This is a genomic window from Candidatus Pelagadaptatus aseana, assembly GCF_040362265.1.
Classification (GTDB): Bacteria; Pseudomonadota; Gammaproteobacteria; order Pseudomonadales; family Cellvibrionaceae; genus Pelagadaptatus; species Pelagadaptatus aseana.
Map to the genome: position 1 here is coordinate 200,292 of NZ_BAABNJ010000007.1, position 20,909 is coordinate 221,200.

Annotated in this window: 15 protein-coding genes; 3 read left to right on the forward strand and 12 right to left on the reverse strand. The window is 53.1% G+C overall.

What is annotated here, in order from left to right:
- The first annotated feature begins 285 nt into the window (after positions 1–285).
- The gene (locus ACPXV9_RS12310) at positions 286–2,079 is read left to right on the forward strand and encodes a DEAD/DEAH box helicase (RefSeq protein WP_423897504.1); all 1,794 of its coding nucleotides are present in this window, start codon (positions 286–288) and stop codon (positions 2,077–2,079) included.
- Positions 2,080–2,105: 26 nt separating this feature from the next.
- A complete protein-coding gene (locus ACPXV9_RS12315) occupies positions 2,106–3,029 on the forward strand; it encodes a winged helix-turn-helix transcriptional regulator (RefSeq protein WP_423897507.1) in 924 nt (307 codons plus the stop codon).
- A gap of 2 nt (positions 3,030–3,031) precedes the next feature.
- On the opposite strand, the gene ACPXV9_RS12320 is transcribed toward ACPXV9_RS12315, so the two are convergent.
- A complete protein-coding gene (locus ACPXV9_RS12320) occupies positions 3,032–3,895 on the reverse strand; it encodes a DUF1295 domain-containing protein (RefSeq protein ID WP_423897510.1) in 864 nt (287 codons plus the stop codon).
- A gap of 232 nt (positions 3,896–4,127) precedes the next feature.
- On the opposite strand from ACPXV9_RS12320, the gene ACPXV9_RS12325 reads away from it, so the two are divergent.
- Positions 4,128–6,419 (forward strand): TonB-dependent receptor, encoded by a 2,292-nt coding sequence (locus ACPXV9_RS12325; RefSeq protein WP_423897513.1) that lies wholly within the window; start codon positions 4,128–4,130, stop codon positions 6,417–6,419.
- A gap of 16 nt (positions 6,420–6,435) precedes the next feature.
- On the opposite strand, the gene ACPXV9_RS12330 is transcribed toward ACPXV9_RS12325, so the two are convergent.
- The 11 genes from ACPXV9_RS12330 to ACPXV9_RS12380 form a co-directional block, all read right to left on the reverse strand.
- Entirely contained in the window at positions 6,436–7,092 is a 657-nt protein-coding gene (locus ACPXV9_RS12330) for a cupin domain-containing protein (RefSeq protein WP_423897515.1), read from the reverse strand.
- A 14-nt stretch (positions 7,093–7,106) separates the two neighbouring features.
- Entirely contained in the window at positions 7,107–7,652 is a 546-nt protein-coding gene (locus ACPXV9_RS12335; protein ID WP_423897517.1) for a DUF3833 family protein, read from the reverse strand.
- 77 nt (positions 7,653–7,729) lie between these two features.
- Positions 7,730–8,476, reverse strand: coding sequence for a 23S rRNA (guanosine(2251)-2'-O)-methyltransferase RlmB (rlmB, locus tag ACPXV9_RS12340; protein ID WP_423897519.1), 747 nt, complete (start codon positions 8,474–8,476; stop codon positions 7,730–7,732).
- Positions 8,477–8,583: 107 nt separating this feature from the next.
- Positions 8,584–11,130, reverse strand: coding sequence for a ribonuclease R (gene rnr / locus ACPXV9_RS12345; protein ID WP_423897521.1), 2,547 nt, complete (start codon positions 11,128–11,130; stop codon positions 8,584–8,586).
- Between the two features lie 94 nt (positions 11,131–11,224).
- Positions 11,225–12,283, reverse strand: coding sequence for a CNNM domain-containing protein (locus tag ACPXV9_RS12350; RefSeq protein WP_423897523.1), 1,059 nt, complete (start codon positions 12,281–12,283; stop codon positions 11,225–11,227).
- Between the two features lie 69 nt (positions 12,284–12,352).
- Positions 12,353–13,651 carry a DUF3422 family protein gene (locus ACPXV9_RS12355; RefSeq protein WP_423897525.1) on the reverse strand — a complete coding sequence of 433 codons (1,299 nt, stop codon included), beginning with the start codon at positions 13,649–13,651 and terminating at the stop codon, positions 12,353–12,355.
- Between the two features lie 32 nt (positions 13,652–13,683).
- Entirely contained in the window at positions 13,684–14,646 is a 963-nt protein-coding gene (locus ACPXV9_RS12360; protein WP_423897528.1) for a DHH family phosphoesterase, read from the reverse strand.
- A gap of 80 nt (positions 14,647–14,726) precedes the next feature.
- Entirely contained in the window at positions 14,727–16,172 is a 1,446-nt protein-coding gene (gene cysN / locus ACPXV9_RS12365) for a sulfate adenylyltransferase subunit CysN (protein WP_423897529.1), read from the reverse strand.
- A 149-nt stretch (positions 16,173–16,321) separates the two neighbouring features.
- Positions 16,322–17,230: a sulfate adenylyltransferase subunit CysD gene (gene cysD / locus ACPXV9_RS12370; protein WP_423897530.1), complete on the reverse strand. Its 909-nt coding sequence runs from the start codon at positions 17,228–17,230 to the stop codon at positions 16,322–16,324.
- Positions 17,231–17,272: 42 nt separating this feature from the next.
- The gene (locus tag ACPXV9_RS12375) at positions 17,273–19,000 is read right to left on the reverse strand and encodes a bifunctional sulfate adenylyltransferase/adenylylsulfate kinase (protein WP_423897533.1); all 1,728 of its coding nucleotides are present in this window, start codon (positions 18,998–19,000) and stop codon (positions 17,273–17,275) included.
- Between the two features lie 114 nt (positions 19,001–19,114).
- Positions 19,115–20,857, reverse strand: a complete 1,743-nt coding sequence (locus tag ACPXV9_RS12380; protein ID WP_423897535.1) for an SLC13 family permease — start codon at positions 20,855–20,857, stop codon at positions 19,115–19,117.
- Positions 20,858–20,909 lie beyond the last annotated feature (52 nt).

Sequence of the window (20,909 nt, forward strand, 5' to 3'; positions counted from 1 at the left end):
AAAAACCCTATGGTTAAAAACTAATAAATTTTCAGGGGGCGAATTGTACACTATTCAGCCAGAAATTTGAGCGTTATTTTCTGACTCTGGAACAGCCAACAACCAAAAATATTGCTGCCCTTTTAACCACAATGCGTGTATAGTCCGCACCCCCTCTGATCAGGGCTATTATGACCTGGCGAGATGAATATTCTGGAGATTGGCCAGCACCTATAGAAGATCCGCTTGTGAAGCGGACAATTGGGAAGGTGAATGCCATACCTCCCACTATCTATAGGCACACTCATGTCCAATGATTCCGTACGCTTTGCCGATCTCGGCTTGGCGGAACCCGTATTGCAAGCCATTGAAGCCGTTGGCTACGAAACCCCATCGCCGATTCAGGCAGAAAGTATTCCTCACCTGCTCAAGGGTGAAGACATCCTCGGTATGGCACAAACCGGCACCGGTAAAACCGCGGCCTTTGCCCTGCCACTACTGACCAATATCGACCCCAAACTCAATAAAACCCAGGCCCTGATTCTGGCACCCACACGCGAACTGGCGATTCAGGTCGCCGAGGCGTTCCAAAGTTACGCCAGCAAACTCAAGGGTTTCCATGTACTGCCAGTTTACGGCGGCTCCGATTACCGCAGCCAGATTCGCGGCCTGCAACGTGGCGCCCAGGTGGTTGTCGGCACACCAGGCCGAGTGATGGATCACCTCAAGCGCGGCACCCTGAAACTGGACCATCTACAAAGCGTGGTTCTGGATGAAGCCGACGAAATGCTGCGCATGGGCTTTATCGACGACGTCACCTGGATTCTGGATCAAACCCCGGAAGAGCGTCAGGTCGCCCTGTTCTCAGCCACCATGCCCAAGGAAATCCGCCGCGTGGCGGACACCTACCTCAACGATCCGGCAGTCATCAAAATCGAAGCCCAGACCCAGACCGTTGATAAGATCGAACAACTCTACTGGCTGGTTCGCGGCGTCAACAAACTCGACGCCCTGACCCGAATTCTGGAAGTGGAAGAATTCGACGCCATCATTATGTTTGTGCGCACCAAAACCGCCACCGCTGAGCTGGCCGAAAAACTGGAAGCGCGAGGCTATTCCGCCGCTGCCCTTAATGGTGACATGAGCCAACAGCTGCGCGAGCGCGCCATTGAACGTCTGAAAAACGGCAAATTGGACATCATTGTCGCCACTGATGTCGCCGCACGCGGCATCGACGTTGCCCGCGTCAGCCACGTCGTCAATTATGACATCCCCTACGATACCGAAGCTTACGTCCACCGCATTGGTCGTACCGGCCGAGCTGGCCGCAGCGGTAAAGCCATCCTGTTTGTTGCGCCTCGCGAAAAACGCATGCTGCGCACCATTGAACGCGCCACCCAGCAACCCATCACCCAGCTGGAATTGCCATCCAAAGTTCAGGTGGCCAACAAGCGTATCGATGATTTCAAGCGCCAGATCAACGACACCATTGCCAATGAAGATCTGGCATTTTTCCGCGATCTGATTCTCGATTACAGCGAGGAAAGTCAGGGTGACCCACTGGATATTGCTGCAGCTCTGGCGGCCATGGCCCAGGGCGATAAGCCTCTGCTGGATCCAAAAAACATCAAGGAAGAGAAATTCCGTCCTGAGCGGGAAGATCGTGAGCGTGGCCCTCGCCCCAGTCGTGACGATTACGCAGCAGGCCGCAAAGAGAAAAAACCTCGCAAAGAACGCAAGCACCACAAAGACGGCGGTAAGCCCGAAGTGGGCATGGAGACCTTCCGCATTGAAGTGGGCTACGAACATCAGGTTCGTCCGGGCGACATCGTCGGCGCCATCGCCAACGAAGCCGACATCGACAGCCAGTTCATCGGCCACATCAAAATTCACGACAGTCACAGCACCGTGGACCTGCCAGAAGGTATGCCCGATGAACTGCTGGGTTATTTGAAGAAGGTCTACATCCGCAATCAGAAGATCAATATTTCCAGAGCGGATGATTCAGGCAAGTCCTCCAGAAAAGAGCGTGGCAGCAAGCCGAAATCCGGCAAACCGAAATCCGCAAAACCCAGAAAGCCACGAGACAATCGCGACTGATTGAAAAAGCCTGTTAGACTTGCCCCATGGAAACGACCGAAGCGCGACTGCTCAGTAAAATCGTAGAGGGGCTTGATATTGTCGGCGACCGCTGGTCGCTGATGATATTGCGTGAAGCTTTCTATGGCTGTAACCGCTTTGAACAATTTCGAAAAAACACCGGCATCAGCAGAGCAACCCTGACCCGTCGCCTGCAAGATCTGATCGACTATGACGTTCTTTATAAACGCCCAATCCGCGACACCAAGCACGCCGAATACAATCTAACCCCCAGAGGCATGGGTCTGTTTGGTGCCTCATTGATTGCCTCGCAACTGGAAACCCAGTGGCAACCGAACGACACCGAAAAACACCCGCCCCTGGTTCACACAACTTGTCACCACGAGTTTATCGCCCTGTCCGTGTGCGAACACTGCCACCAGCCTGTAACCGCCGACGACATCCAATGGCAGGTCCGCTCGGAAGGTGTCGAAGAGTTGAAAAACCTGAGCAGTTCATCCTCACCAAAACGCTCAAGAGCCTCAAAATCCGGTAGCAGTGTGGCAGAACTGATCGGTGACCGTTGGAGCCTGCTGCTGTTGATTGCCGGCTTTCTGGGAATTACCCGCTTTGACGATTTTCAGAAAATGCTCAATATAGCGCCGGGCATACTCAACAGCCGGCTTAAATCCCTGATCGCCGACGGCATGATGGAGCGCGTGGATTGCGCCGAAGGCCGAACTCGCCACAAATACAAACTCACGGCAAAAGGCCGCAGCACCAATAATTTTGTACTAGCTCTGCGCCAATGGATTGTTGATGGTGTCAAAGAACCCCTGCCGCCACCGAACATGTTTCACAAGCAGTGCGGCAAACCTCTGCGCCAACAGGTGGTATGCGCACACTGTCACGAAAAGCCCTGGCCACAGGATCTGGTGAGATCCGGTGCCATGACCAAGAGTACACTCTGATATCAAAAGCGGGGAATCAATACCGGAGTACGCGCCTTGTAATCCTCATACTCGGGTTGACCCTGCCAGCGCTCATCGGCGGTAGCCTCCAGCATGGGAATACCGCTGACCCGGGTTAACAGCAACGTAACAAACAACGGGCTGATCAAACACAGGTACTGCCAACCCGACAACATGGGCGCCGCAATGATCGCCACACCGACCCACAGCAGAATCTCACCGAAATAGTTGGGGTGACGGGATACAGACCAGAGCCCCGTCTGGATAAACTGTCCTGCATTCTCCGGATTGGCCCTGAACTGACGTTTTTGCCGATCCGCCACCACCTCCAAAGCAAAACCCAACACCCAGATGATCAGACCGATCCAGCCCGCCAAACCCAGATCGGATTCGGCCGTAGAAGTAATCGCCGCCAGCGCCGCCGCACTGGTAAAAGAGACCCACAACCCCTGAATTGTCCAGGCGGCAAAAAAGCGCAGAAAGTTCGGTTTGATGGCATCAAATCGGTGATCTGAGCCGTCTTGCAGAATCCTTACAAACAAAAAACTCCCCAGACGCAGAGCCCAAACCCCAACCAGCACCGCCAGTAAAATACTGACAGGATCGGTTTTGCCGGATCCCCAAAGCGCCAGAGCCATAACACTGAGGTAAGTCAGACTACCGGTCAAATCATAGTAGCGCTCGGTTTGCCAGATATAGGCCGGAACAAACATCAGCCACTGCATGGCAAACGCCAGCAACACACACAAGGCGAACAGGGGAACCCCTTGAAAATCAATCCCCTGCCAACTGCCAGCCAGCGCCAGCAACACCCCTACCAGCAGGGTTGTCCCCAGAAAAATTATCGAACGTTTTTTATTTGCCATTGAATCTGCGCGACCTCCTTTTATTGAACACTTGCCATCCACTGCAAGTACGACACCCACTTTCAGGCAGATGATTACACAGCCTTATAGAGCAAAAAATACTTAACAGGGAATTGTATAGAAAATAAAAATCGTGAAATTATTTTACTATCGTTATGAGACTATATATATTCATACGGTCTCTAACAATAAGAATTACTAAATATAAGAAAACAAGAAGGGAGATATCACTATGAGACTTAAAAGAAAATCTCTGGCTTCTGCCATTGCCCTGACCAGCCTGACACTGAGCACACCCTCACTGCAGGCCGCAGAGAACCTGATGCTGGAAGAAATCATCGTCACAGCCCAAAAGCGCGCCGAGGGGCTGCAGGACGTCCCCATTTCCATTAACGCCGTCAGCGGCGAAAAACTGGAGAGTTACAACATCAGCTCTCTGGGCGACCTGTCCGGCTCCATACCGAACCTGCAAATCACCAAAACCGGCATTACCAACCAGATCGGTATGCGCGGTGTCTATTCCGGCTCCAACAAAGGTTTCGAGCAATCGGTCGCCATGTACGTTGACGAGGTTTACTACGGTCGAGGCCAGTTAATCCGCCTGCCACTGGTTGATCTTGAGCGAGTGGAAGTACTGCGGGGACCACAGCCAACCCTGTTTGGCAAAAACGCCATTGCCGGCGCCATCAGCCTGACGTCCGCCAAACCGACACGGGAATTTGAAGCCTCCATTTCAACCCTGTACGAATTCGAGCACGACGAAAGCAAAACCGTCGCCATCGTGTCCGGCCCCCTTTCCGAGCAAATGGCCGGCCGCCTGGTGCTGTCCTACCGCGACATGGACGGTTGGATGACCAACACCAGTCTGAAAAGGGAAGAACCCAACACTCAGGAGACCTACGCTCGCGGTACCCTGCTATGGGAAAACGATGACAACCTGAGCATCACCCTGAAAGCGGAAACCGCCGAGTTCGATACCGCAGGTCGCTCCATGGAGAATCACACACCGGTCGGCACCTATTCTCTGGTACCGGATTTTGCCGATGTGGACACCCGCAAAGATTACAAACGTCAGGACAACGGTCAGGAAAGCGACAATCAGGTCAACAATCTGGTACTGAACATTGACTACGACTTGGGCGATTACACCCTGACCTCAACTACGGCCAGCGTGGAGTTCACCACCCGTGAACTGATTGATGTCGACTACACCGATCTGGACGTGTTCAATGGCACCAATCAGGGTGAAGACTTCAAACAGTTCAGTCAGGAATTCCGCATTGCCTCTCCTGCAGATGGCAACTTTGACTACATCGCCGGCCTCTATTATCAGGACAGCAAATCCGATGTGTTTGACAACCTGTTCTTTGGCGACACCCTGCTGACAGCCGGCGGGGGCGCATTGGCCACCGCGGTTAATGGCGTTGCCAGTAAAACCTTCGAGCAGGATTCGGAAGTCTGGTCTGCTTTTGCCCAGTTCAACTGGCGCATCACCGATCAGCTCACCCTGACCGCCGGCGGCCGCTACAGCGATGAAGAAAAAGACGGCAGCCGCACCCTGATCAATGATGGCTCCGCCACATTGGGCGGACAGGCCGGCTTTGACGCTACTCTGGCCGTGCTGGGTATCTATGGCCACAGCATTGAGGATACGCGCAACGAAAGCCAGTTCGATCCTCTGGTTAACCTTCAATACGACTGGAGCGACGACACCATGTTTTATCTGTCGTACACCGAGGGCAGCAAAGCGGGCGGTTTTGATATGCGTTCCAACAACCTCCCCGGTGCACCCGCTTCACCCGGCACCTTTGAATTTGAAGACGAACAGGCCAGCAGTTATGAACTGGGTGGCAAATTCCGTTTCGAGCGTGGCGAAATCAACGCCGCCATCTTCCACACCACCTACGAAGACCTGCAAATCACCCAGTTTGATGGCTCCGTGGGTTTCAATGTGCAAAATGCCGCCGAAGCCATCATTCAGGGTGTCGAAATCGATGGCCGCTTCCTGTTGATGGAAGACCTGCTACTGAGTGCCTCGGTAGCCTATCTGGATTACGAGTATCAGGACTATGATGTCGCCGAGTGTGCGCCGGCTGTAGCCGCCACCCAGACACCGAGCAACTCCTCTGCCGGACTGTGTAATTTCGACGGCGAGCGTGCGGCCAATACTCCGGAGTTCGCCGCCAACCTCAGTCTGGATTACAGCCACAGCGTGGGCGACTGGGGCATGATGTACTGGGGTCTGAATCTGGACTACAGTGATGACTACTACGCCAGCAGCACGCTGGATCCAAACTCCCTGCAGGACAGCTACGTCAAAGTGGGCGCTCGCATTTCACTGGCCAGCAGCGACGACAGTTGGGAGCTGGCCCTGATTGGCAACAACCTGACTGACGAGAGAGTTCTGACCCAGTCAACCGCACTGCCGCTGTCTGAAACACTCACCGGTGATACCGGCGTGGCCTACTATGGCATCTACGAAAGACCGAGAAGTGTCTCCATGGAGTTCAGTTATAACTTTTAACCGCAACCGGGAGCATTCAGTCCTGAACGGCTCCCAAATGCCCGGTTTTTAACCACAACAGGGTATCCTGGTTGGCGTGCGCCACAATTTTTTGTGGCGTGCGCAACCAACCAAAAAGCCTGAGATCTGACGCCACCCCTGCTACCCTCAAAGCACCTCGCAGTAAAAACAGTTCAACACCCCTGCTGTCTTCGATAACCACTTGTGTCCCGGATTTCACTTTGATCAGGCTGACCTGCTCAGAACCAAACTCATGCAGTGGCAACTTTTCGATGCCATCGACTTCAGGTAAAAATTTCTGCTGATCGGTTTTGATTGCGACCCGAGTCAGATCTCCCTCGGCAAACTGATGCAATTTGACGAAGATCAGGCAACCATGGCGGCTGAAAGGCGCATGGACAAAACCCGGGGGGTTGCGAAAATAGGTTGCCTCGCCAAAATCACCTGTCTCATCGGAAAACACCCCATCGAGCACCAGTATTTCTTCCCCGCCAGGGTGATTGTGCGAATAGAAGGACGCGCCTGGCTCATAGCACACCACACTGGTTGCATGACCTCGCTCAGCGTCTTCCCGGGCAAGGGGCTTGCGTAACACTTTCGGCATAGGGCTCGCAGACCACTCCTGAGCAGCGGTCTCCACCACCACGGTTTTGGCGAAATCCATATTCAGCATTGCCAAATCCTCCATCAATCTTCGTGCTTAATGATGGTCAACACCACCTCACCAACGTCGATCCCCCATTTACTGAGGCGCGACTCGTTGATCACCACCGAATCGGAAACCCGATACATGCGATCATCTACAAACACATCGATACTGCGGCCCTGATAAGGGATTCTCAAGGTGTATTCAATAAACAGGGCGTTGCCGGCGGTACGCAAACGGGCATCGCCCACCACATCTCCGGCACGTCCTACAAAAACAGACGATTGGTCGGTGGCAATCATTTGCCAATCACGCAACTGCACCTCACCATCATCGAACCGGAACACTTCTTTCAACAGTCCCTCAGAGGTACCGTCCGAACCCGCCTGCCACTGCCCATTGAGCTCGGCATTGAAGGTCCTGATCACCTTACCGAAACGGTTTTTAACAATCCCATGGGCCGACAGCCGGCCATTGAAATAATCCTGCAGAACAAAGGGTGGCTGGCCATTCTGATAGTCATCAATGGACTGGTGACTGCAGCCAAGCAGAAGAGAAAAAACAAACAACAATAAAAACAAGCGCATTCTGGCAACCCCGTAAACAATTCAGTCGTTGTAAAGGATTACGGGATTGCCGCGGCATCGGATGGATCTGCCTGAAACTAACTCTCTGCTCGTTGCCTCAGGGCCTCGTACAGGCACACACCGGTGGCCACAGAGACATTAAGACTGCTCACCTCGCCCGCCATGGGGATATGAATCAGACTGTCGCAACACTCGCGAGTGAGACGGCGCATGCCGGAACCTTCCGCCCCCATCACCAATGCCAAAGGCCCTTTCAAATCCGCCTGATACACCGAGCCATCGGATTCTCCGGCGGTGCCAATCACCCAAACACCCAATTCCTGCAATTTCTTCAGGGTTCGGGCCAGATTGGTGACAGGAACGTATGGCAGCACCTCAGCAGCTCCACAGGCCACTTTACGTGCCACCGCGGTCAGACTCGCGGAGTTATCCTTGGGCGCGATCACCGCATGTACGCCCGCGGCATCGGCCGTACGCAAACAGGCACCGAGATTATGGGGATCGGTCACACCATCCAGCACCAGCAAAAAGGGCGCCTCATCCAGTTTTTCAATCAAGGACAACAGGAAGCGCTCGTCGTGCACCTCACCGGGAAAACAGAAGGCCACCACACCCTGATGATTTTCCTCTTTGACCAACTTATCCAGTTCTTTGCGTCGCGCCTGTCTGACTCTGATATCGTTGGTTTTGGCCGCGCCCAAAATTTTATTGAGACGCTGATCCTGCCGACCTTCCAGCACCAGAATTTCATTGACGCGCTGGGGCGCACTTTTAAGAATGGCCTGCACCGAGTGCAGGCCAAAAACGGTTTCGAGTTTTGCCATAACAACTTCCAATATCATCTCGAGCATACCGCACAGAAGTCATCTCGGACGACTGTGAGAGATCTCTCCGCTGCGCGTCGAGATGACAGATTCAATAATGTAATACTTTAACGCTTGGATTTACGTCTTAAACCGCTGCCGTTTGAGCTCTTGGGCTTGGGCTTGCGCTTCTTGTTGGCCGAAGCCGTTTTCGACTTGGACAGGCTACCTTTAATGGCCTTGGCCGTTTTATTACCAGCCTTAACCGAGCGAGGCCCCTTGGCAGGTTTCTTACCCCTGGTTTTGGCACCGGCCTCTTCGGCCATCATGCGTGCCGCAGGACTGACCTTTTTTCGCGATTTTGAAGAAGACGTCTGTTCAATAAATTCAAAATCCACCTTGCGATCATCCAGATCAACCCGCGCCACCCTCACTTTCAGCTCATCACCGAGACGGAACATCCGCCGAGTGCGTTCGCCAATCAAGCGATGATGTGCCTCGTCATAGTGGTAATAGTCATGCGGCAAGTTGGTGATATGGATAAGCCCCTCGACGTAGAGATCTTTCAACTCCACAAACAGGCCGAAGCTAGTCACCGCACTGATCATGCCCGCAAACTCATCGCCTACATGATCCTGCAAATATTCGCACTTGAGCCAGCTCACTACATCACGGGTGGCCTCGTCGGCGCGGCGTTCGGTTAATGAACTCTGCTCACCCAGCGCCAGAATATCCGCCATTTCATAGGGATAGATTTTTGCTTTGGCAATAACACCGGCACCTTTAACCCGCTGTACTGTGCTGTCCTTACCAGGGCTAACCACAGAGCGAATCGCACGTTTCACGACAGAAGAACTTTCTTTTCGCGATCGAATTACATGACGAATCGCCCGATGCACCAACAAATCCGGGTAGCGACGAATGGGCGAGGTAAAGTGGGCATAGGCCGTATACCCCAGACCGAAATGGCCCTTATTGTCTGGCTGATACACCGCCTGACTGAGGCTGCGCAGCATCACGGTCTGAATCAGGTTTTTATCGGGCCTGTCACCCAATGATTGCAACAACGTCTGATAATCGGACGGCTTGGGATTATCACCACCGCGGATGCCCATACCCAACTCACCCAGAAATTCACGTAAATTTTCCAGACGCTCACTGCGGGGGCCTTCGTGGACCCGGTAGAGGGAGGGCAGTTCGTGCCGCTCCAAAAAGCGTGCCGCGCACACATTGGCACATAACATACACTCTTCAATTAATTTGTGAGCGTCATTGCGAATGGTGGGCACAATCCGGGAAATCTTTCGTTGCTCATCGAACAGGATACGGGTTTCAACCGTTTCAAAATCAATCGCGCCGCGCTCGGTTCTGGCCGCCCTCAATGCACCATACAGATTGTGCAACTCATCTATGTGCGGCACCAGCGCGTGATGCGCCTTGCGCACACCGCTGTTTTTATCAGCCTTCTGCTCCAGCATCTGGCCCACAGTGGTATAGGTCAGACGCGCATGAGAGTGAATCACCCCTTCGTAGAACTTGTAACCACTGACCCGCCCGGCCTCGGAAATAGTCATCTCACACACCATACACAGGCGATCAACCTGCGGATTCAGTGAACACAGGCCATTGGACAGAGCTTCTGGCAGCATGGGGACCACAAAGTCCGGGAAGTACACCGAGTTACCCCGCACCTGTGCTTCGCGATCCAGCGCCGAACCAACCCCCACGTAGTGGGAAACATCGGCGATGGCGACATAGAGGCGCCAGCCACCGGACTTTTTAGTCTCACAGTAAACCGCATCGTCAAAATCCCGCGCATCTTCACCATCGATGGTAACAAAGGGCAGATGGCGCAGGTCCACGCGCTTGGACTTGTCCTTGTTCGCCACCTCGGCGGGCAGCTGCTCGGCTTCGGCCTGCACATCACTGGGCCACAAGTGGGGAATGCCGTGCGCGCGGATGGCCACATCAATCTCCATCCCCGGCGCCATATGATCGCCCAGTACATCCATGACCTTGCCCGTGGGCAGATTATTGCGCCCCGGCTGTTGGGTTACTTCAGCCACCACAAACTGGCCTTTACTGGCGCCACCAATGTCTTCTTTTTGCAAAATCACATCGTGGGTCAAACGGGGATTATCCGGCCGCACAAAGTAGATGCCATTTTCCAGAAACAGCCGCCCGACAATCTGATTGGTGTTATGCGCCAGCACTTCCACAATATGGGCTTCTCGACGACCGCGCACATCGCGCCCCATCTTGCGTACCAGCACCTCATCGCCGTCAAACACCTTGCGCATTTGCCGAAACGACAGATACAGATCATCACCGCCATCAAAGGGAATCAGAAAACCAAACCCGTCCTTGTGCCCCTGAATCCGACCGCGAATCAGATCCATCTTGTCGATCAAACCAAAACCGCGTTTGCGATTGCTGATCAACTGACCATCGCGGGACATGGCAATCAGACGTCGCCGCAGCGCCTCGATGGAATCGTCATCCGTCAACGCCAACACGTCGCACAGTGCTTCGTGGGTCATAGGTCCCGGGGACTGAGCCAGTACTTCCAGAATGTACTCGCGACTGGGAATGGGGTTTTCGTATTTCTCCGCTTCCCGCTGCTGATAGGGATCATGCTTGCCCGGAGTGCGTTTGGAGGGGGTGCGCTTGGCCAAGGTAGCCTCTTTATAAATCAGGTTTTTAAACCAGGAGTGTTTCCGGAACTATAACGGAAAACCCCGCAAAGCGCCTGTGCTTATTGGCAATCGGTCAGGTGTCGCCTTTGCCGTCATCGTCCTGCTGCGCCTCACGCAAGCGGTCACGATAGCGATCTTTGGCCAGCGCCTGCAGGTCCACCACTTGATCATGCTCATCGACGATTTCACGTCCGAGCAGGGTTTCAATGGCGTCTTCCAGTGACACCACTCCGGAGGTTTGGCCGAATTCATCCTCCACCAGAAACAGGTGCTCTTTCTGCTTGATAAAGCGATTCAGCAACCCCTGTACCGGCAACTTTTCAGACACCCGGACAAGCGGCTGGGCAAACTGACGAATTTCTTCATCCCCCTGGCCGTTTCTCTCCGCCTCGAACAAATCGGTTTTGATCACCTTGTTTTGCACATAATCGACCCCCTGACTGTAAATGGGGATGCGACTGAACTGACTGGTACGGGGGTGATCCAGCGCCTCTTTGACCGTGATATTTTCCTGCAGCATGTGCACGACCGTACGCGGGGTATGAATTTGCTCCGTTCTGATTTCTCGCAATTGCAGCAAATTTGAGAGGTACTCATTTTCCTGTTGCACCAGTGCGCCTCCCTTATGACCGAGTGACGCCAAAGCAATGATTTCCTCACGGGTAATTTCATTGCCTTTACCGGAGCTGAACAAGCGGGTCAGGCGAGTGGAGATCCACACCAGCGGATAGACCAGCTTTACCAACCAGCCAATGATAAAAGAAGAGGGCACGGCCAGCTGCTTCCAGAAGGTGGCACCGAGAGTCTTGGGTATGATTTCGGAAAAATACAGAATGGCCAGAGTCAGCAACACCGCAATCAGTGTTTCCCACTCTTCCCCAAACACCTGCAACGCCTGCGAACCAACACCGGCTGCGCCCATGGTGTGGGCAAAGGTATTGAGAATCAGAATGCTCGATAGCGACTCATCCAGATTGTCTTTTACCGCTGCCAGCTGCTTGCCGGCCCGGGGCCGCTTGGCCTGCACCTGCTGCACATAGCTGGGTGTTATCGACAGCAACACTGCCTCCAAAATGGAGCACAGAAAAGAAACGCCAATGGCGACAGCAAGATACAGAAAGAGCAGAGTCATAACATTTAAAACCAGTGATCACTGGACACAAGGGTAACAGACTGTATCCAGGGTTGGGAGTTTCAGGGTTCAGTCCATCCTGTTGCGAATACTGCGAGACACCAGAATCATCACCGTCAGAATCAGAGGCACAGTAAATACCGCCACATCATCGGGATTGACATCCAGACCCAGCCAGCGGCTGCCCGGCACAGTCAATTTGATCAGCTCCACCAGGTAGTAGCTGATGGCCACCACCGACAACCCCTCAACGGTTTTCTGCAGACGGTACTGACGCCGTCCCCGCTCATTCAGCGACGACAGCAATTTTTGGTTCTGATGTTCAATCTCCAGATCCACCCGGGTGCGAATCAGATCGGTGGCGCGATCAATACGGGTCGACAGATCGTCCAGCCGCTTGGACATTCCGGCAATGGTGCGCACCGCCGGCGCAAACCGGCGACCAAGAAAATCATCCAGCGACTGCAAACCGGGATGACGCACCTCGGCCAATTCATCAATACGCTTTTTTACCAACCGGGCATAGGCCTGAGTGGCATTGGAACGGAAGTTGATTCGCGCCCTCAGGGATTCAATCTCTGTGGAAAAGTCGGTCAACTTCTGCAACAGGGCCTTTTCTTCCGCGTGGCCATTGATACTGGACACATCTTTAACGGCTTCGCACAGGGCTTCATCCATGCGATTGATTTGTGGCAGTGACTCTTTTGCCAAAGGCAAACTCAACAGCGAAAACAAGCGATAGGTTTCAATCTCCAATAAACGCTGAACCAAGCGCCCCATTTCACACTTATTAAGCGACTTATTGTGGATCAGAAAGCGGGAGAAACCATCTTGCTTGGCCAGAAAACTGGTCCAGATGTGGGCACGGTCATCGCCGATGCGACTGCCAATCAGACGCTGCTCCTCAAAGTGTTGTCGCAGAATATCCAGACTATCCAACTCATCGGGCATCGCCATCACACTGACATGAGCCGCACTGACCACCTCACCCGGGATGCCTCTCAACCACTCCGCCGGCAACAACTCAATCGCTGTTTTGGCAAAAGGCACCGCTTCAATCCTGCTGCCAATAAAGGTGTATGAGCAAAACTCGGTATGCATTTCCCAGCGCAATTCAAAGTCATCGGTCTTTACGTAAAGACAGGAGGCATCCTCTTCCGGCAGAGGTAATTCATAGCGCTGACATAGCACACTCAGATGTTGCCGTGCCAACTCACCGCCACCAATGTCATGTCGACAGGCAAGCTGGCTGACCTGGGCATCCCCCTGAATAAAAGGAAAAGGACGGGCATGCAGCTCTTCATAGAGTTCCTGTCGCCACGACGGTAATGCCACAGAGAAATTTTCAGATGTATTGGCCTGATTCATAACACTCTCACAAACGATCTTTTGAAACGCTATTACTGGCGATATTGCGCATCAAGCGCGGCAATAAAATCATCCAGCTGATCGGCTGGCAAATCATTAATACCGGCGGCCGCGGCTCGACCGCCACCTGTCGCAAACTGGCGACACAAATCCACCGCGCCGGATTTATTACTCAAAGGCGCACGCACACTCACCAGATAATTACCGTTGGCTTTAGCCGTTACCACACTGTGAGCCCGGTCCGGAAATTTATTGGCCAGATCATTGCCAAATACACCGCTCACACGTCTGGCCCAGGGCTGGTCGGGCAACATGTACACCGCGCTGATATCCGTAGCCACCTCCGGGGTGAGACTCGCAGCGTTGGCCATATCGGTGTTATAACCGGCTTCAAGTTTGGCAAAATCGTCATTACCATCAGTCACAAAATCCAACGGGTTACTGTAGGCCAGCAAGGCGCGGAACAGATCCGCTGGCGCAAAATGCAAATCCGCCAAATCGGAACCGTAGCCATTGTAATTGATATAAATGCCCAGATTCTCCAGCTGCTCGAGCTCCGACGGACTGAGATTGAGGGGCTTTGCCAGAGCGGTAGCGCTGGTTTTCAGGTTGTCACCAAAGGCGCCGACAACAGCCCAGCGACTGTAGGCTCCCTTCAGGTGCTTATTCACCAGCATACTGGTGCAGGTATCAGCGGCTTCGTTGATGATCGCCATCAGCTGCTCTGATTCGGGAATGTCACCGGGATAGTGATGATCCACATAGAGAACATCGGCTCCCTCATTCAACAAGCGCTGCAGATCAGCACTGTTTTTATCCATGGAAATATCCAGCGCTGTCACCCGATCACCGGAACCCGCCTGCACCTGTTGTAACAGAGCAATATCGCGCTTTACCCCTGTAATCAAGGTCGCTTCACGAGGCTCCGCCAAGCGCAACTGCAGCAGTGAACAGATGCCATCGGCATCGCCATTAAAGACATCAAAATCCGCCATAAAAATCACCCACAAAAAACAAAAAACGTCATCCCCGTTAACCGGGAATGACGTTCGATACGAACACAAAGAAATCAGAGTCAGGCTTGATTCAACAGCTTGTAGAGTGCAATCAACTGCGGCTCACTCAGATCGTCCAGACCTTCAGACAGGCTTTGCAATTTATTGCGCAACTCTTGCTTCAGATCCGCATTGGAAATATTGGTATCAAAACCAGCCAGATCCAGGTCATCGACAATCATACCGGCACCCACTGTACCGTTGGTGATTCGGTCGATAATGATAAAGGCACCGGTGACACGATTGTCATTGTACTTATCGAAGATAACCGGCGTCTCAAAACTCAAATCGCACAAACCGATTTCATTCAGCTCAAGCGTATCAGCAGCGCTGGTGGCCATGGTATTGACATCAATCTTGTGCTCAATCGCCACCACATTGCCCAATGACTTCTTACTGACAAATTTCACCGCGTATTGCTTGTGCAGTTTCAGCTGCTCTTCTGCCATCCAGATAACGTGCGCTTTGACACCATTACTGACACTGGGCAGATTTTCTTGCTTGACCAGCATATCGCCACGAGACACATCAATTTCATCTTCCAGTGTCAGTGTTACTGCCATCTGGGCACTGGCTTCGGGCAGATCGCCATTAAAGGTGGAAATGCTTTTTACTTTACTGGTTTTACCGGAAGGCAGTGACACAACCGCGTCGCCCGGCTTGATGGTGCCCGAGGCGATGGTTCCGGCGAAACCACGGAAATCGAGGTTCGGGCGAATCACGTACTGCACGGGCAGACGGAAATCTTCCAGATTGCGATCCTTGGAAATTTCGATGGTCTCCAAAGTCTCCATCAGGGTTTTGCCTTGATACCAGGGCGTATTCTCCGACTTGTTGACGACGTTATCACCGCGCAGTGCAGAGATCGGGGCAAACTGGATATCCGGAATATTCAGGCTCTTGGCGAACTCTTTGTAATCGGCAACGATTTCGTTGTAACGATCCTCGGAGAAATCCACCAGATCCATTTTATTGATGGCCACCACCACGTGCTTGATACCCAGCAGGGAGGCAATAAAGCTGTGGCGACGGGTCTGAGTCATCATGCCATGACGGGCATCCACCATCACAATCGCCAGATCACAGGTAGACGCACCGGTCGCCATGTTGCGGGTGTACTGCTCGTGCCCCGGGGTGTCGGCAATAATGAACTTGCGCTTATCCGTGGTGAAGTAGCGATAGGCCACATCAATGGTAATGCCCTGCTCACGCTCGGACTGCAGGCCATCCACCAATAACGCCAGATCAAATTCTTCGTCGGTGGTATTGAATTTTTTCGAGTCGTTTTTGATGGCTGAAAGGTGATCTTCAAAGATCATCTTGGAGTCGTGCAACAGACGGCCAATCAGGGTGGACTTACCGTCGTCAACACTGCCGCAGGTCAGAAAACGCAGCAGTTCTTTGTTCTCGTGTTGATCCAGGTAACCCAGGATATCTTCTTCGAGTAAAGCGTTTGATTCGATCATGGTCTTTCTCTTTGTATTCGTTCAGTTAGGCTCCAGACCTGTCATTCTGACGACCAACGGGAGGAAGAATCTCTAAGATCCTTCACTGCGTTCAGGATGACAGCGGAGCTGTACAGCTTGGCTTAAACACAAGCCATTATTCAGGCTGTTTAGAAGTAACCTTCCATCTTTTTCTTCTCCATGGAGCCGGCGGAATCGCTGTCGATCACACGACCCTGACGCTCGGAGGTTTTGGTCAGCAGCATTTCCTGGATAATCTCAGGCAGCGTCGCGGCCTCGGACTCAACCGCTCCGGTCAAGGGGTAGCAACCCAGAGTACGGAAACGCACCATTTTCATTTCCGGCTCTTCGCCTTCATCCAGCGGCATACGATCGTCGTCCACCATAATCAGCACACCGTCTTTCTCTACTACCGGGCGCTCTTTGGCAAAGTACAGATCCGGGATCTCAATATTTTCCATAAAGATGTACTGCCAGATGTCCAGCTCGGTCCAGTTGGACAGAGGGAATACGCGAATGCTCTCACCGGGATCCACCGCGCTGTTGTAGATATTCCAAAGCTCCGGGCGCTGATTCTTCGGATCCCAACGATGATTTTTATCACGGAAAGAATATACGCGCTCTTTGGCGCGAGACTTTTCCTCATCGCGACGTGCACCACCAAAGGCCGCATCAAACTTGTAGTGATCCAGCGCCTGCTTCAGAGCCTGGGTTTTCATGATATCGGTGTGCTTGGCCGAGCCGTGAGTAAACGGACCAACACCCATAGCCAGACCTTCCGGGTTGGTATGGGTCAACAGATCAAAACCGTATTCCTTGGCAATACGATCGCGAAATTCAATCATCTCGCGGAATTTCCAGGTGGTGTCCACGTGCAGCATGGGGAAGGGAATCTTACCGGGGTGAAAAGCCTTGCGCGCCACGTGCAGCAGCACCGAAGAGTCTTTACCTACTGAATACAGCATCACCGGATTTTCAAATTCGGCGGCCACTTCGCGGAAGATCTGGATACTTTCAGCTTCCAGCAACTTCAAGTGCGTCAGAGTTTTCTTGTCCATTGTTACAACCTGTTAATGTTTAACTTTAAAAATAAAAACGTTTTAATCTGATGTTTCAGATGTCTCAAGCAACCCCATATCACGCAGGCGGTTAATCACCTGTGATACGGCATCGGTCATTGAAAACTGTGAGGTATCAATCCTCATTTCCGGGTGTTCCGGCACGTCATAGGGATCATCGATACCGGTAAAACCCTTGATTTTTCCGGCACGCGCCATGGCATAAAGACCTTTGCGATCCCGCGCTTCACACACCTCAAGCGGGGTTGCCACGTGAACTTCGACAAACACCCCCTCTTCCTCAATCATGTTCCGCACCGTCCGGCGGGTTTCAGCATAGGGGGCAATGGGTGCACAGACTGCCACACCACCATTGCGGGTAATTTCACTGGCCACATAACCAATACGCTGAATATTGAGATCGCGGTGCTCTTTGGAAAAGGTCAATTCACTGGACAGGTTTTTGCGCACCACATCGCCATCGAGCAGCGACACTTTGCGACTGCCCAACTCGCGCAATTTTACCATAACCCCATTGGCAAGCGTTGACTTGCCGGATCCGGACAACCCGGTAAAAAACAGGGTAAAGCCCTGCTTGTGACGCGGCGGCATGGTTCGGTTCAACTCTTCCACCACTTGCGGATAGGCAAACCACTGAGGCACGTCCTTCCCCTCAACCAGTAACTGTTTAAGCTCCGCGCCACTAATATACAGCCCCGCCTCTCCTGACAGCAGCTGCGACTCCTCTACGAACTCTCCCCGGTCTGCCACATAACGCAGAAAGGGCGCCTTGAGAATGCGGATGCCAAGCTCATCCTGGTAATTGCTGACGAACTCCTGAGCCTCAGTCGCCCCATAAAACAAACCACCGAGATTGTTGCGGCCAGGCCCTGCGTGATCACGGCCCACAATAAAATGGCTGAACCCATAGTTTTGTCGGATGATGGCCTGCCACAGAGCTTCGCGAGGCCCTCCCATGCGCATGGCCAACGGCAGGATTTCCACCTCGGCCATACCATCAGGAAAGTACGGCAGGATCTTTTCATAACAGCGCACCCGGCAATAATGATCGATATCACCCGGCTTGGTCTTACCCACGGCCGTATGAATCACCAAGTTGGCCTGCTCGGCACCCATCAGGCGCTTCATCATGATCACATGGGCTTTGTGAATGGGGTTTCGGGTCTGAAAGGCAATGACCTTATCCCATCCAAGATCGGCAAAATGCTGACGCATAGCCCGAGGGTCTTTGCGGTATTGGGCAAAGTCATAATGCAGCGGCGGAGTCACACCAGTCAGGCTACCGCCCACATAGACTGGATTGCTGCAATTGATCAGGTAATCAGCCCCCGGATGCGAACCATCGGTCGTACCAAACACCTGCTTTGCTTCCAGCTCGCGATCCGGCACCCAGATATCCGTTACCGAGAGATTGGCAATCACCACACCTTCCGGGTCACGCAGGGTAATCTCTTCCCCTACGGCGATCTCATCGGCAAATGCCTGAGTTACATCCAGATTAATCGGCATCGGCCACAGGGTGCCATCAGACAGGCGCAACTGTTGCACCACAGAATCATAATCCGCCTGAGACAGGTAACCCGTCAGAGGTGAAAAGCCACCATTGAGCAACAACTCAATGTCGAGCATCTGTTTGTTGGTCAAATCCCAGGAGCGATTGTCTCTGGCCCTTGCTTTGGCTTGCTGCAGGTTGTCTCCCTGCGCATAGAGATCAATCAGGGCGCCACCATGGGCTGGATGACTTTGCATAAGCGTGTCCGAATTCCGGTTACTGCCATTGAAAATGGCGGCCATTATAGCCCCACAGGCAAATTCGAAAAACCAGAATATTCAGGAATCAAGCATCGAAAAATCAGGACAAAATCAAAGGCCGTAGTGACCCACAATCATGAGTAAAGAAACCGTGCAGTAGACCAACAGCACCGGCAAGCCGAAGCGCACATAATCAACCACACGATAATTACCCGCACTGTAGACCATCAGATTGGTCTGATAACCATAGGGAGAGAGAAAGCTGGCACTGGCACCAAACGCCACCGCCATAACAAAGGGCATATAATCGCCCCCCCACTGTGACGACATCGCCATGGCAAGAGGGAAAATAATGGCAGCCGCGGCATTATTGGTCACCAACTCGGTCAGTATCCAGGTCAGCAAAAACAATCCGATCAGCGCCCCGACAACCCCATAGCCACCCAAATACTCACCGGCAAAATCGCCAATCAGATCACTCAAACCACTATCAAAAACGGCCTGAGACAGAGCCAGTGCCCCGGTGATCACAATCACCAACTCATAGGGAAAGCGGGCCTTGATGTCATCAACCGTCAGAATCCGCAGCGCCAACAACAGTGCCACCAGCACAATCAGCCCCTTGAGCAAAGGCACAAAGCCGGTGGCCCCCAGCGCTACAATCAACCCGAACCCGGCGTAGACCGCCAGCTCTTCACGCCGCGACAACAGGCGACTGACATCGACCCCACCCACGGGAATAAAGTCGGATGACGCCTTGTTATGCCGCTGAAACGCCGGACCTGTAGCCAATACCAGCGCATCCCCCGCCTTTAACACCAGCTGTCCAAGCCCTCCCTGCAGCCGCTCATTACCGCGTCGAACCGCCACCACTGCGGCATCGAATTTGGCCCTGAAATCCACCGCTTTGATGGTTCTTCCCACAACATTGGCCGTGGGCGACACAATCACTTCACGGACATTGTCCCGTACAGTCCAATTAAAAGCCTCGGGTGACTCCAAGCCGTCGAATTCATCCAACAAGTCTATGGCCGAAACATCGCCGGTAAACACCAGCACATCCCCGGCCTGAACCACAAACTCAGGGCTTACTGGCGCCACCACGCGCTCACCGCGAATCACCTCCACCAGAAAAATTTTCTCCAGCCGACGCAGACCATTCTCCTGCAGCGATCGCCCGATCAACGCCGATCCGGGCACCACCTCACGCTCAAGAAAATACTCCTGCGTCACCCTGTTCAATTGAATTTCCCGCTTCGGCAACGCCCAGGGTGCAATAACCACCATCACCAGCAGACAACACAGCACCACTGGCAAAGCAATCATCGAAAAGGCAAAGAAATCCAGCGGCGGATAACCCGCCTGCTGGACAAAACCGTTCACAATCAGATTGGTGGACGTACCGATCAACGTCAGGGTTCCGCCAATAATGGAAGCGTAGGACAGCGGCAACAGCAGCCTTGAAGGTGCAATCTTTTGCTGCTTTTTAAGGGGGCCCAACAGCGCCGCCACCACCGCAGTATTATTGACAATTGAAGACACCAACGCACCCAACACGCCGAGTTTGAGGGTGGACGACCGGACAGAGCCATTGACGATGGCCGCCACCAGGCGGCGCACCAGAGCCGTGCGTTCCAATGGCATGGACACAAAAAACAACAACACCAGTACCAGCAACGACGGATTGGAAAAGCCCGCCAAGGTTTTATCCAGAGGCAGCAGCCCGGTCATATACAGTACACAGCTGGAGGCAATAAAAATTTTCCAGGGGCGAATACGGGTAAAGACCAGCAGCAAAACGATGGCGACCAGATTCAGGGCCACCAACCAGGGGGCAAATTGCTCTACAAACATCTATCGATCAAACCCAAAAAAATCCCGGTGCACGGCACCATTGAAAATCAGT

Coding starts and splice junctions, on each gene's coding strand:
- ACPXV9_RS12320 (WP_423897510.1), bottom strand. CDS start 3,895: ATGGCAAATAAAAAACGTTCGATAATTTTTCTGGGGACAACCCTGCTG.
- ACPXV9_RS12315 (WP_423897507.1), top strand. CDS start 2,106: ATGGAAACGACCGAAGCGCGACTGCTCAGTAAAATCGTAGAGGGGCTT.
- ACPXV9_RS12375 (WP_423897533.1), bottom strand. CDS start 19,000: ATGCAAAGTCATCCAGCCCATGGTGGCGCCCTGATTGATCTCTATGCG.
- ACPXV9_RS12380 (WP_423897535.1), bottom strand. CDS start 20,857: ATGTTTGTAGAGCAATTTGCCCCCTGGTTGGTGGCCCTGAATCTGGTC.
- ACPXV9_RS12310 (WP_423897504.1), top strand. CDS start 286: ATGTCCAATGATTCCGTACGCTTTGCCGATCTCGGCTTGGCGGAACCC.
- ACPXV9_RS12325 (WP_423897513.1), top strand. CDS start 4,128: ATGAGACTTAAAAGAAAATCTCTGGCTTCTGCCATTGCCCTGACCAGC.
- ACPXV9_RS12330 (WP_423897515.1), bottom strand. CDS start 7,092: ATGCTGAATATGGATTTCGCCAAAACCGTGGTGGTGGAGACCGCTGCT.
- ACPXV9_RS12350 (WP_423897523.1), bottom strand. CDS start 12,283: ATGACTCTGCTCTTTCTGTATCTTGCTGTCGCCATTGGCGTTTCTTTT.
- rlmB (WP_423897519.1), bottom strand. CDS start 8,476: ATGGCAAAACTCGAAACCGTTTTTGGCCTGCACTCGGTGCAGGCCATT.
- ACPXV9_RS12335 (WP_423897517.1), bottom strand. CDS start 7,652: ATGCGCTTGTTTTTATTGTTGTTTGTTTTTTCTCTTCTGCTTGGCTGC.
- ACPXV9_RS12360 (WP_423897528.1), bottom strand. CDS start 14,646: ATGGCGGATTTTGATGTCTTTAATGGCGATGCCGATGGCATCTGTTCA.
- ACPXV9_RS12355 (WP_423897525.1), bottom strand. CDS start 13,651: ATGAATCAGGCCAATACATCTGAAAATTTCTCTGTGGCATTACCGTCG.
- cysD (WP_423897530.1), bottom strand. CDS start 17,230: ATGGACAAGAAAACTCTGACGCACTTGAAGTTGCTGGAAGCTGAAAGT.
- cysN (WP_423897529.1), bottom strand. CDS start 16,172: ATGATCGAATCAAACGCTTTACTCGAAGAAGATATCCTGGGTTACCTG.